The 13,216-nt window shown below is 57.2% G+C and carries 11 protein-coding genes; 3 read left to right on the top strand and 8 right to left on the bottom strand.

Annotated features, from left to right (window positions below):
- Positions 1–20: 20 nt before the first annotated feature.
- On the top strand, positions 21–1,598 hold the full coding sequence (locus ACR0AM_RS02850; RefSeq protein ID WP_480517669.1) for a bifunctional metallophosphatase/5'-nucleotidase: 1,578 nt from the start codon (positions 21–23) through the stop codon (positions 1,596–1,598).
- A 64-nt stretch (positions 1,599–1,662) separates the two neighbouring features.
- Here ACR0AM_RS02850 and ACR0AM_RS02845 read toward each other — a convergent pair whose 3' ends face one another.
- Positions 1,663–3,315, bottom strand: coding sequence for a tetratricopeptide repeat-containing sulfotransferase family protein (locus ACR0AM_RS02845; RefSeq protein WP_480622053.1), 1,653 nt, complete (start codon positions 3,313–3,315; stop codon positions 1,663–1,665).
- A 55-nt stretch (positions 3,316–3,370) separates the two neighbouring features.
- Between ACR0AM_RS02845 and ACR0AM_RS02840 the strand changes: the two genes are divergently transcribed.
- Both ACR0AM_RS02840 and mnmH read left to right on the top strand, forming a co-directional pair.
- Positions 3,371–4,036 (top strand): SOS response-associated peptidase, encoded by a 666-nt coding sequence (locus tag ACR0AM_RS02840; RefSeq protein WP_480622052.1) that lies wholly within the window; start codon positions 3,371–3,373, stop codon positions 4,034–4,036.
- 37 nt (positions 4,037–4,073) lie between these two features.
- On the top strand, positions 4,074–5,126 hold the full coding sequence (gene mnmH / locus ACR0AM_RS02835) for a tRNA 2-selenouridine(34) synthase MnmH (protein ID WP_480603084.1): 1,053 nt from the start codon (positions 4,074–4,076) through the stop codon (positions 5,124–5,126).
- Here mnmH and selD read toward each other — a convergent pair.
- Genes selD through ACR0AM_RS02800 form a run of 7 tightly spaced genes read right to left on the bottom strand, consistent with a single transcriptional unit; the run spans position 5,117 to position 13,209 of the window.
- A complete protein-coding gene (selD, locus tag ACR0AM_RS02830) occupies positions 5,117–7,276 on the bottom strand; it encodes a selenide, water dikinase SelD (protein WP_480622051.1) in 2,160 nt (719 codons plus the stop codon). The genes mnmH and selD overlap by 10 nt on opposite strands.
- A gap of 5 nt (positions 7,277–7,281) precedes the next feature.
- Entirely contained in the window at positions 7,282–7,668 is a 387-nt protein-coding gene (locus ACR0AM_RS02825; RefSeq protein ID WP_480473524.1) for a Na+/H+ antiporter subunit G, read from the bottom strand.
- A gap of 7 nt (positions 7,669–7,675) precedes the next feature.
- Positions 7,676–7,945: a K+/H+ antiporter subunit F gene (locus ACR0AM_RS02820; RefSeq protein WP_209503286.1), complete on the bottom strand. Its 270-nt coding sequence runs from the start codon at positions 7,943–7,945 to the stop codon at positions 7,676–7,678.
- A complete protein-coding gene (locus ACR0AM_RS02815; RefSeq protein WP_480473523.1) occupies positions 7,942–8,439 on the bottom strand; it encodes a Na+/H+ antiporter subunit E in 498 nt (165 codons plus the stop codon). Before ACR0AM_RS02815 ends, ACR0AM_RS02820 begins: the two co-directional genes overlap by 4 nt.
- Positions 8,439–9,983, bottom strand: a complete 1,545-nt coding sequence (locus tag ACR0AM_RS02810) for a monovalent cation/H+ antiporter subunit D (protein WP_480622050.1) — start codon at positions 9,981–9,983, stop codon at positions 8,439–8,441. The genes ACR0AM_RS02815 and ACR0AM_RS02810 overlap by 1 nt, the downstream gene beginning before the upstream one ends.
- The gene (locus tag ACR0AM_RS02805; protein WP_209503290.1) at positions 9,980–10,339 is read right to left on the bottom strand and encodes a Na+/H+ antiporter subunit C; all 360 of its coding nucleotides are present in this window, start codon (positions 10,337–10,339) and stop codon (positions 9,980–9,982) included. The genes ACR0AM_RS02810 and ACR0AM_RS02805 overlap by 4 nt, the downstream gene beginning before the upstream one ends.
- Positions 10,339–13,209, bottom strand: coding sequence for a monovalent cation/H+ antiporter subunit A (locus ACR0AM_RS02800; protein WP_480473520.1), 2,871 nt, complete (start codon positions 13,207–13,209; stop codon positions 10,339–10,341). Before ACR0AM_RS02800 ends, ACR0AM_RS02805 begins: the two co-directional genes overlap by 1 nt.
- Between the last annotated feature and the right edge of the window lie 7 nt (positions 13,210–13,216).

The raw sequence follows: 13,216 nt of genomic DNA, 5'->3' as shown, positions 1-13,216 counted from the left end.
TAATAATAGGGAGTTCCAAGATGTTGACCCGATTTTTAACTTCGGTTGCGGTGGTAGGCCTGACTGCGGGCGTCGCAGCAGCCGACTACAAGCTGACAATTCTGCACACCAACGATTTCCATTCGCGCTTTGAGCCGATCAACAAATACGACAGCGGATGCGGTGCGGAAGACAATGCGGAAGGTAAGTGCTTTGGCGGCTCGGCGCGCCTTGTTACGGCAGTTGCCGATGCGCGCGAGCGCGCAGAAAACTCGATTCTGGTGGATGGAGGTGACCAGTTCCAGGGGTCCCTTTTCTATACCTACTACAAGGGCAAGGTCGCGGCCGAGTTCATGAACAAGCTGGGCTATAACGCCATGACCGTTGGCAACCACGAGTTTGATGACGGCCCCGAAGTGTTGCGGGGGTTCATCGACTCGGTCGACTTCCCGGTCCTGATGTCCAACGCTGATATTCGCGACGAAGAGCTTTTGACGGACAGGATCAAGAAATCGACTGTTATCGAGGTGGGCGGCGAAAAGATCGGCCTGATCGGTCTGACCCCAATCGACACGGATGAGCTTGCCTCGCCCGGCCCCAACGTCACGTTCTCGGACCCGGTGCCAGCCGTGCAGGCCGAAGTCGATAAACTGACGGGTGAGGGCGTTAACAAGATCATCGTTCTCAGCCACTCCGGCTATGGCGTCGATCAGCGCGTCGCGCAGGAGACGACCGGCGTTGATGTGATCGTCGGCGGACATTCAAATACGTATCTTTCGAATGTGTCGGATAAGGCGGCAGGTCCGTACCCAACGGTGGTAAACGGCGTACAGATCGTTCAGGCCTATGCCTATGGCAAGTTTCTGGGCGAGTTGAACGTCACTTTCGATGACGACGGCAAAGTGGTCGAGGCAGTTGGCGAGCCTTTGATCATGGACAACGCAGTAACCGAGGATCAGGCCGCGCTGGACAGGATTGCGGAACTGGCGGTGCCTTTGGATGAAATCCGCAACAAGGTCGTTGCCAGCGCCGCGGAAGCTGTTGAAGGGGATCGCTCTATTTGCCGCGTGCAGGAATGCCAGATGGGCAACCTGGTCGCCGATGCGATGCTGGCGCGCGTGGCGGATCAGGGCGTTCAGATCGCCATTGCCAACTCGGGTGGGTTGCGGGCGTCCATCGACCCTGGCGATGTAACCATGGGCGAAGTTCTGGCTGTACTACCTTTCCAGAACACATTGTCGACCTTCGAAATCAGCGGACAGGGTGTCATTGACGCGCTGGAGAATGGCGTAAGTCAGGTGGAAGAAGTGAAAGGTCGTTTCCCGCAGGTCGCTGGTCTTAGCTTTACCTGGGACCCAAGCGTTGCACCGAATGAAGGACGCGTCAGCGAGGTGATGGTTGCCGACGGTGACGGTTTTATTCCGATCGACCCGAACAAGACTTACCTTGTCGTCACCAACAACTTTGTTCGCAACGGCGGTGACGGGTACAAGATGTTCGAAGGCGACGACAAGAACGCCTATGACTTCGGCCCGGACCTTGCGGATGTAACCGCAGAATACTTGGCGGAAAATGCGCCCTATCAGCCCTATGTCGACGGGCGTATCAAGCAGAAATAACTGGGTTTACGACAAAGACAAAAGCCGCATCCCTGTGATGCGGCTTTTTTTGTTTTGTAACCGTTCAGCTGAAATCGTACTCGGGCCAGAGCTCGGGGTCGATCCCGTCGAGCATCGGCTTGATATGCTCGACAACCCCGCGCCAACCTCCGATAGACTTGGTCGAGATCTTGCTGCGCACCTGATCAATGCTGGCCGTGCGCACCTGTTTCGTGTTCTTTTCAGGGTGCATCATCGTTTCGTTCCACTCCAAATCGCAGAACGCGGCTACCTGCTGGCTGTAAGTTTTCGGGTCTGCCACCAGTTCTTCGTAAGGCACCGTCAGAATACGATTGCCGAACACGGCATCCCAATGTGCCATGTAGCGACGATACATATTTGCCGAATGGGCGATGGCCTGCATATTCGAGGCATAGCGCATTCCACCGGCAGGAAAACATCTGATCCATTTGGACAATCCAACATCACGCGGATCGCGCAGCATATTAATAATCTTTGCCTTTGGGAAGGCAGACAGCAGGAAGCCGATACGTTGATAATTGTGCGGCATCTTGTCGACAAAGGCGATAGAGTCGCCTGGAATGGGCGGCATCAATTCGAGGAATTCCCGCGCGAGTTCGGACGCTTTGGCAACGTCGTACTTCTTGCCTTTTTTCTCATATTCACGCGACAGGTCGGCCCCCAGAGTCAGTTCACCGCAACCGGCAATTCCGGGGGCCGAACTCAGCATCATTTCCATTAATGTCGTGCCAGAGCGGGGCTGACCCAGTACAAAGATTGGTGTTGGCCCCTCGGCAAAGCCGGACTCTGGTTCATCTGAATCGACGGGGAACAAGCTGGTGATCCGGAACAGTTTTTCCTCTTCATCGGCCGAGACATAAGGGTTGCCTTGGTGCTGAATATCATTGGCCCGCGCGTAATGCGGCATGGCGGCATTCAAACCGTCTAACTTTGAAATCAAATGCGCCTTGGCGAACTGGAGTTCCAGCTTATCATCTCCCTTTTCGGAGATGGCTTTATTTACGGCTTCCAGCAGCTCCGGAGCTTCCTCTGTAGTTGCCATTGCCGATAATTGCAGCAAAGCCGACACATGCTCGGGTTCGTTTTGAAGAATGCGCCTCAGTATTGCTTTGGACTCGTTCTTTTCGCCGGTTTGGTGAAGGTCTACAGATTTTATAAGGGCAATTTTTGTGTTCTCGGGGTCCAGCTCGTAGGCGCGGGCGACGTCCCGCGAGTTTTCATCGTCAAAGCCGATATTGGCGTAAGCTCTGGCACGTTTAGCAAGAAGGTCCACATTGTCTGGATCGCTCTCCAGCTTCCTGCTCGCATGTTCGATCATCATGCGCCAGTTGGTGCCTTTGAGGTGAATTTCATCCAGCACGCGGTTCAATTCCTGGTTGTTGGGGAATTGCTCCAGCTTTTGTTCGGTATATTCCAGGGCCTTGGGAATTTGCCCAGTCTGCATCAATGCATTCGCCAGGTTTTCGACAAACTGCAGGTCGTCCGGTTTCATCCGCGAGGCTTCAACAAAATGCGGAATTGATTTCTTGTATTGCTTCATCTCGGTCAAGACAAAGCCGGCGATGGCATGATAATCTGAGTCTTTTGGGAATTTCTTGACACCCAACTGGGCCTTTTTCAAAGCTTGCGGCAGCTTGCCTGCTTCCAGAAGGGCCAGTGCTTTGCTCTTAAGGGATTGCGTTGTCTGGTTTTCCATGTGACCCCGTGAAATCCTGTGCCTGTATCAAGAATGTATCGGTGGTTCATTACCCATGTGCGGACGGTTTGCAATAACTCTTCCCAACGACGCAATGGCGCAGCTGTTTTCGGCTCGTCCGGCAAACACTCTGCCTGCGGTGCCGAATTTCAATGTTTGTCCGACAAATCAGGTACATGTCGTGTGTAGTGGCGAAACAGGGCGCCATCTGGACGCGCTGCGGTGGGGATTCCTGCCGCATTGGTACAAGACCGAAACAGCGGGGCCGTTGCTGATCAACGCCCGGGCCGAGACCCTGGCGGACAAGCCCGCCTTTCGCGATGCTTGCCGGACACGCCGCTGTCTGATCATAGCGACCGGGTTCTATGAATGGACAAAAACGAAACAGGGAACGCGCCTGCCCTGGTATATCCACCGTCAGGACAAAGCTCCGATTGCTTTTGCCGGGGTCTGGCAGGACTGGGGTCCTGAAGGTGAACGGCAGGGCACCTGTGCAATCGTGACGACGGCTGCCAACAAAAGGCTTGAGGTCATTCATCAGCGAATGCCCTTGATCGTAGAACCCGAAGACTGGCCATTGTGGTTGGGTGAAGCCGGAAAAGGGGCCGCGCGGCTGATGCAGCCGGGGCACGAGGATGTGCTGACCTTCCACCGGGTCAGTCCTGTGGTGAACTCGAACCGGGCCAGCGGGCCAGAGCTGATCGAACCTTATGACGCGTGACCTTTTCTTTAGAAACGCAGCAAGCTAAACCTTCGGCATGGCTCTGAAATTTCCTGACCTGACCCAACTTTACGCGCACGGGTATGATACCGTGATCGACGTTCGCAGCCCTGCCGAGTTTGCCGAAGATCATCTACCGGGTGCAATAAACCTGCCTGTGCTGAACAACGAGGAACGCGCCCGGGTCGGAACCATTTATGTACAGGACAGCCCCTTTCTGGCGCGCAAGCTGGGCGCTGCTTTGGTGTTCCGCAATGCAGCTAATCACATCGAACACCACCTCAGCCATCATGACGGAGCGTGGCGCCCCTTGGTCTATTGCTGGCGCGGTGGACAGCGTTCCGGATCATTCACATGGATGTTGCAGCAAATCGGTTGGCGCGCGGAAGTTGTTGAGGGCGGCTATCGTACCTACCGTCGATTGGTGAACGCTTATTTGTACGATGATCCCTTGCCACATCGGCTGATCGCGCTGGATGGCTACACGGGCACCGCAAAAACCGATCTTTTGGCTCTGTTGCACGCACGAGGTGTACAGGTTCTGGACCTTGAAGCGCTGGCCAACCATCGCGGGTCCTTGCTGGGCGAAAGGCCTGGGGGGCAGCCCAGCCAAAAGGGGTTTGAATCTGCTCTGTCCGCTGCGCTGTGCGCAATGAACCCGGCGCGTCCAGTCGTGGTCGAAGCGGAATCCTCCAAAATTGGCAGCTTGATTCTGCCACCCAGCCTTTGGAACGCGTTGTGTAAGGCTCCGCGCGTGAGCATTACGGCTTCGATTGAAGCACGTTCGGCCTATCTGGTGCGGGCTTATGACGACATTCTGTCTGACAGTGACCGATTGCGGGACCGGTTATCACCGCTGCGGTTCCATCGCGGGCATGAGGTCGTGGACGGGTGGCTGCGCTTGATTGATGCGGATGAAAAACAGGCGCTGACACAGGCGTTGATGGAACAGCATTATGATCCCGCATACACCAAGTCCCGGCAATCCCGCCCGGTACAGGTGTTGGCCAATCTCAATATCGCAACTTTGGACAATGCGGGGCTGAGCAACGCGGCCGCGCAAATTGAAAGCCTGCTGGATCAGCTGTGAATGCGCAAGCCGGGTGTGCTGGTCAGTTGGCCAATGATCATTGCCGGATATCCCGCGTCCAGAAGATCTTGCAGAAGAGTATCGGCGTCCTTCGCATTCACGGCGGCCAGCAGGCCCCCGGCTGATTGCGGATCAAAAAGCAGCGCCGCCTTGCCCCCGGACGGAAGATTGGGCGCAATCGCGCTGTTGTCAGCAAAAATCGTTGACCGGACCCCCTGATCCGTCAGCGCAAGAGCACCGTCCATAACCTTTACAGCGTCCAGATCAAGCATGGCGCCGCAATGCGATGCGTCGCAGATGCCTTGCAGATGCCCGGCCAGACCAAACCCGGTCACGTCGGTCATCGCATGGGCGTTGGCCAAAATGCGGGCTGCATCGCCCTGCGGCTGTGTCATATGTTTGTAGGCTGCCGCGACCCAGGCCCCTTCGGCAAGACCGGCCATTTCCGCTGCCATCAGAACTCCGCTTCCCAAGGGTTTGGTCAGGATCAGGCGATCTCCCGGCTGCCCGCCCGCCAATGTAATCGGGGTAGCCTCACACAGGCCAGTCAGCGTGAAACCAACAGTCATCTCATCGCCCATTGAACTGTGCCCGCCCACGATTTCTGCGCCCGCAGCGCGCATGACGTCACTCGCGACTGACATGACTTCGGACATTGTGCGGCTTTGCAGGGGGGCGGACATGCGCGGCAGGATGATCGTTGCCGTGGCCGCCTGAGGCGCGGCCCCCATGGCCCAGATATCCCCTAGGGCGTGAACCGCGGCAACACGCGTCATCAGTGCGGGATCGTTGGTGAAAGCCCGCAGATGGTCGGACGTCATGACTTGCTGCGCCCCGCCCGTTTGCAATAGCGCGGCATCGTCGCCGGGCAAGGTAGCGACGTCGGTACGAGTAGGGGCGGGGAGGGATTTCAGGGCGATTTGCAATGCGTCGCGCCCGACCTTTGCTCCACATCCTCCGCACATGGGCTTTTCACCCAAAACCCCATCAAGCCCAGCGGCCCGGTCGCGTGGCAGGGCGGGCGGTGTCATTCGCGGCAGGTCGCGAAACTTTTTCATGAAACTCTGGTCGATATGGTTCTTCCAGGCCCACATCAACGGGCCGCTGAACGATGTTCCCAAACGCTCGGCCAGTGCAGACTTGCCACCTAGTGAGATCAGTTTGAGATAGTCTTTTTGCGGTGTGTATTTTCGCATCCGTCCCGCGCCGAGCGCTGCGCGCAGATTATCGAACAAAACCGGCGCTTCGCGCACCGCATAGACGCCAGCCTTCGGTCTGGGGTTTTCCGAAAGATGGGCGCAATCCCCGGCGGCAAACACAGCCGGATCACTGGATTGCAGGTAGCTGTTCACGCGGATGTATCCGTCCTGAAGGTCAAGCCCTGTATTTGCGATCCAGTCATAGGCGCGGGCTCCGGCGGCACCGGTCACGAAACCAGCCGGAATTGTGCGCCCGTCCTGTAGTTCCACGTGATCCTGCCCGATCCGGGTGATCACCGTGTTTTCGATCACCTCCACGCCAAGATCATGCATTGCAATCCGGATTGTTGCCGCCGCCTTGGGTTTGGTTGCAGTCAGGGCCGAGGCACTATCGATCAGGGTAATCTGTGCCGCCCGCCCCCTGGCCTTTAACGCGTGCGCCATCGCCATGACCAGTTCGACGCCCGCGACGCCGCCGCCGATCACAGCGACCGAGGCCGGCCCTTGACCCTTTAGATACTCGGCCCATTTCGCAGCAAAAGGTCCCAACGGCTTGGCTGGCACTGCATGTTCCGCAAAGCCCGGCAGGGCGGGCATGTCCGACGTGATCCCTACATTGACCGAAGCCACATCGAAGCCTACCGGAGGATGCCCGGGGACGTGCACTTCATGTGTTTCGGTGTCGATGCCACTGACCGCACCCAAGATCACACGTGCACCTGCGAAACGGGCCAATCTGACAAGATCGATATCCAACTCCCACCGGTCGTAATGACCGGCGACATATCCGGGCAACATTCCTGAGTAGGGGGCAGTGGGGCCGGGGTTGATCACGGTTACCCGCGCGCCGGGCAAAGGGTTCATTCCCCATTTGCGCAGCAGCAGGGCATGGGTGTGGCCGCCGCCAATAATAACCAGATCACGGGTCAGGGGCAGCGGAGATGTGTGCATTTGTGTTAATTCGCGCTGTGGTCCGGAACATCCTCGACCTGCTCGACCGCGTGGGTGGCCCAGAGCTCATCCTCGCCAGCATCGGGCAGGTCGCTGGGCAGTTCATGACGGTGAATGTGCCATTTTGCAATGAACAGGGCCGTGATCGGAGCCGTCAGGAATAGAAACAGCGTGATCAGAAGCTCGTGTAGCGACAGTTTGCCTTCCAGCAGAACGGAATGGGTGATCGAAGCCAGCAACACCCCGCCCACACCCAAAGTTGTCGCTTTGGTCGGCGCGTGAAGGCGCGACATAGGGTCATTCAACTTGATCATGCCGAAGGACCCGACAAACCCGAAGATACCCGAGACTATCAGGAAAACGGCGATCAGCAGCTCTGCAAGGAATGTCATATCGCCCTCATTCGATGATGTTGCCGCGCAGCATGAAGCGTGCATAAGCCACGGTTGAGACGAAGCCCAGCATCGCGATGATCATCGCCGCTTCGAAGAAAATCTCGGTCCCTTTCGACAGGCCATAAAGGATCATCAGGGCAATCGTATTGATGACCATCGTATCCAGAGCCAGAACCCGGGTCCCAACGCCGTCCGCGGTAATTATCCGCCACAGACACATCATGATCGCCGCGCCGAAACAGGCAAATGCAAAGTAGATTGCGTATTCGATCATTCGAAAATCTCCTTCAGGCGACGTTCATAGCGTTGCTTGATTTCGTCGCGCACCTGATCCGGGTTCGGCGCGTCCAGGCAATGAACCAGCAGATTGTGCCCCTGTGCCGACAGGTCGCAACTGACGGTGCCGGGCGTCATCGTGATGGTTCCGGCCAGCACGGTTATGGCCTCGGGTGTCCGAAGCTCCAGCGGAATGCTAACCCAGTTGGGCCGCCGGTCTTCATTGCGTTTGAAGAGGACGATCCGGGCCACCGTCATATTTGCAACGACAATATCCCACAGCACCACGATCATGTATTCGGCGACCATGGGCCAGTTGCGCAGCTTGGGCCTGTCGGGCCAGTAAGGTTGTGTGACGAAGGGAATGATGATTCCAAGGATCAGGCCAAAGACCAGAGAATTCAGTGACGGGCTGTTGGCCAGCAGAATCCAGACGATCGTCAACAAAATGGTCAGGTGCGGGTGCGGAAAAATCCGGTGTAGCAGTTTCATCACTCGGCCCCTCCCAATACGGCAGAGATGTAGTTTTCAGGCATAAACAGCTGCCCTGCGGTTTGGCTTGTATATTCCAGCGCAGGACCCGCGAACAATGTCAGCAGGATCAGGCCGGCTACGGCGCCAAACACGGCAGTAAAGGCCAGACCGGGTTGCGGTTCAGGTGCGACCGGTGCAGGGGCAGCTTCATTTTCCGCTGGCTCAGCTATCGGAACAGCCTGAGTGTCGTAACTTTTCCAGAAAATCAAAGTTCCGGCTCGGGCCAACCCGATTATTGTGACGAACGAGCTGATCAGAATCACGGCCCAGACCGTCGTGGCATCCGAAGCATCGCGCGAGGCGTCCAGCACAAGCAGCTTGCCAATAAAGCCGGACAAGGGCGGCATCCCCGCCATCGCAATCGCCCCCACGAAGAACAGCGCGGACACCAGCCCGCTTTGCGGCATGGGTGGCGTTGGTGCGATGGCCCCGCCGCGCCGCGCCATCACCAGATCGGCAACCAAGAATAGCAGGGCTGTCGCCAGTGTCGAATGGAACACATAGTACAGTGCCGCGGCTGTTGCATCAGGCGTGAATTGCGAGATTGCGATCAACAGGGTGCCCATGGATGCAATCGCGCAGAACGCCACCATGCGGGCGATGTGTTTTGACCCCAGAATGCCGATAGCCCCGACAGCCAAAGTGACAAGTGCAGCAGGTTGCAACCACGCACCCACCAGTCCCTGTGTTGCGGCGACATCGGGGCCAAAGGCCAGTGTGAACATCCGCAGAATCGAATAAGCCCCGACCTTGGTCATGATTGCAAACAGGGCCGCGACGGGCATTGGCGCATTGGCGTAGCTGGCAGGTAGCCAGAAATGCAGGGGCAGAACGGCGGCCTTGATGCAAAAGACCAGCAGCAAAAGAACCGCGCCAACCCGCAGCAATGCCGTATCCTCGGCCGGGATTTCTGCTACCCGTAAGGCGATATCTGCCATGTTCAGTGTCCCAGTCACGCCATAGATCGTGCCCAAAGCAAACAGGAACAAAGTCGATCCCAACAGGTTGTAAGCGACATATTGCACACCCGCCTTCAACCGCACCGCACCGCCACCATGGGTCATCAGGCCATAAGAGGCGATCAGCAGAACTTCGAAAAACACGAAAAGGTTAAAGGCATCTCCGGTCAGGAAAGCGCCGCAGACACCCATAAGCTGAAAATGGAACAGGGCGTGGAAATGCTTGCCCCGGTTGTCCCAGCCTGTTGCAATGGCGTAAAGCACAATCGGCAGGGCAAGCAGAGCTGTCAGCAAAACCATCATGGCTGACATTCGATCCAGCACCATGACAATGCCAAACGGGGCAGGCCAGTTGCCAAGCTCGTATACCTGAATATCTCCGCCCGAGGCCTGTGCCGTGATCGTCAAGGCGATACCCAACAGGGCTACAACACCGGCAACCGAAAAGATGCGCTGCAAATCCAGATGGTATCGCAGGACCATGATGTTAAACGGAGCCAGGATCGCGGGCAGGACGATCGGCGCAACGATCCAGTGGTTCATGCGTCTTCTCCTGCTGCATCTACGCTGTCCTGCGCTGTCATGTCGATATGGTCATCCTTGGAGGACAGGTACGCGCTGAGCGAGATCATCACGATCACCGCGGTCATCCCAAAGGAAATCACAATTGCGGTCAGCACCAGCGCCTGTGGCAGAGGATCGGTATAAGCGACGTCCTTGTATTTGTTCAGAACCGGGGGGGCGTTCAGCGCAAGGCGCCCGGTCGCGAACAGGAACACGTTGACCGCGTAAGTAATCAGCGACAGGCCCAGAATAACAGGGAACGTCCGGCGGCGCAGGATCAGGAATATTCCGGCAGCGGTCAAGATACCGACGGCAGAGGCTACGAGCGCTTCCATCAGGCCTGCTCCTTCTCTTGTTCTTGTTCCGGTGGAGAGTCCCGCAGAGGGTTGATATCCATCGGAAATTCCTGTGCCATTCCGGGTTGCCATGCAAAGCGGGACAGGCTGTCGAGCGCCAGCATTACCGCGCCCAGAACCGCAAGGAACACGCCCGTGTCAAACAGCATGGCGGTGGCCCATTCGAATTCCTCAAGTGGCGGCCAGTGGAGATAGCCGAAATCACTGGTCAAGAAGGGGCGTTCATTAAACCAGGCCCCCAGACCCGTGGCTGCGGCGATCAGGACGCCCCAGCCAATGGTGCCATGGTAATAAAACCGCTGCCGCTCAATCGCCCAGGTATAGCCGCTGGCCATGTATTGCATCAGATAGGCGATGGCGACGATCAGCCCCGCGATAAATCCGCCGCCTGGCTGGTTGTGCCCACGGAAGAAAATATAAGCCCCGACCATCAGCGCAATTGGCATCATCACGCGGGTCGCCACAACCATCATCAGCGGATGTGAATCACCGGATTGAGGCCAATGCGGTTTGCGATTCAGCAGGTAACTGCGGACATTGGTGCTTAGCACGGATTCCGTCAGCGCAAAGATAATCAGCGCGGCAATGCCCAGCACGATGATCTCGCCAAACGTATCAAAACCCCGGAAGTCGACCAGGATCACGTTGACAACATTGGTGCCGCCACCACCCTTATAGGAATTGGCCAGATGGAATTCTGAAATCGTTGGAAATGCAAAATCGCGCATCATCATCGCGTAGACCAGCGCGCCGGTGCCAAGACCGGCAACGACGGAAATCGCGGCATCCCGCCATCGCCGCGCCGCGCTGCTGTCCCACGGCGTCTCGGTCGGCAGGAAGTTCAGCGACAGCAGCAACAAGATCATCGTTACCACCTCGACCGAGATTTGCGTCAAGGCAAGGTCAGGAGCTGAAAGATAGTTGAACGCGATGGAAACGATCAGGCCCACGACACCGATCAAAACCAGCGACAACAGGCGGTTCCGGTGGAACCACATGATACCAAGCGTCGCGCCCACCAAACAGATCCAGCCGATGATCGGAATGATCTGCGCTGGCAGCGGAACGCGTGTTTCCACACCGATGGTGCCTGTCGAATAGGCGTAATAACCAAGGCCTACAGTGAAGGCGACGAAGATGACCGCATAGCGGCTGAGAACACCGTTATGCATTTCATCGGTTATCCAGCGGCTTAACCTGGTCAGCGCGTCGATGATTGCCTCAAAGATCACCTTGGCCTCGGGTCGGGGCAGGGCATTCCAGACCTGCTCGCCGCGTTTGTGCATTGCCAGCAGGAACAGGCCGCCCAACGTCGCAACAACCGACATGTAAAGTGCAGGCGTGAAGCCATGCCACAGTTTGAGCGAGTAATACGGCAGCTTCTCTCCGCCAATTACCGCGCTGGAAACCACGGCGATCAGGGGGCCAACGATTACTGCGGAATTCAGGCCGATCAGGACGACCAGCACCACCAGCAATGCGGGTGCCAGCCACAGCCCGACAGGCGGGTCATGCGGATGGGCGGGATAATCGTCTCGCTGGGGTCCAAGGAAAACATGGCTGACGAATCGGAAAGAATAAGCGGCCGAAAACAGCGCTGCCAAAAGTGCCAGTCCCGGAACCAGATAATGTGAATGCAACCAGGTGGTATGGACGGTCTCTTCCAGCATCATCTCTTTCGACAAAAAGCCGTTCAGCGGCGGCAGACCCGCCATGGACAGGGCCGCGATGGTGCCGATGGTAAAGGTGATCGGCATCAGGTGGCGCAGACCGCCCAACCGTTTCAGGTTCCGCGTACCGGTCTCGTGATCCACGATCCCGGCGGTCATGAACAGGGCAGCCTTGAAGGTCGCATGGTTGATGATGTGGAAAATGGCGGCCACGGCGGCAATTTTGGTGCCAAAGCCCAGCAGCATGGTGATCAGGCCCAGATGGGATACGGTCGAAAAGGCCAGCAGCGCCTTTAGATCATCCTTGAACAGCGCGATGACCGCACCCAGCAGCATGGTGATCAGACCAGTCGTGGCCACGATGTAGAACCAGGCATCTGTTCCTGCCAGAACCGGCCACATCCGCGCCATCAGGAACAGACCGGCTTTCACCATGGTGGCCGAGTGCAAATAGGCGGAAACCGGTGTCGGTGCGGCCATCGCATGCGGCAGCCAGAAGTGAAACGGGAACTGTGCCGACTTGGTGAAAGCGCCCAACAGGATCAGGATCAACGCCGGCAGGTAGTAGGGGGACGCCTGAATCAGTTCCTTGCTCTGCAAAATGACACTCAGGTCATAGGACCCAACGATATTGCCGAGGATCAGCATCCCGGCGATCATCGCCAACCCGCCCGAGCCGGTGACGGCCAAGGCCATGCGCGCGCCCTGACGGCCATCGGGCAGATGTTTCCAATAGCCGATCAGCAGGAATGAGCTGAGCGATGTAAGTTCCCAGAAAACAATCAAAAGTAGGATATTGTCGGACAGGACAATACCAACCATCGCCCCCTGAAATAGCAGCAGGTAGGTATAGAACTGCCCCATCGGGTCTTCGCGCGACAGGTAAAACCGTGCGTAGAGAATGATGAGCAATCCAATGCCGAGGATCAGCAAGGCGAAAAGAAATCCCAGCCCGTCCAGCATGAAATTCGCGTTCAGGCCTAACCTCGGTATCCAGTCAAACCGGGCGGTCACGACGTCTCCACGCATGACCGAAGGGATGTGGATCAACAGCCCCATCAGGGCCAGAAATGTGGTCAACCCGGCTGCGGATGCGGCAGCGTTTCGGCCCGCGCGGATCAGCAGTGCGGGAAATACAGCACCAAGGAAGGGAAGGGCCGCGATAAGGAATAGGGACAAGTGCGAT

It is taken from the genome of Ruegeria sp. AD9, from assembly GCF_056542305.1.
The sequence above is the reverse complement of the archived record's forward strand: the minus strand, read 5'-3'. Positions and strand labels throughout refer to the sequence as shown.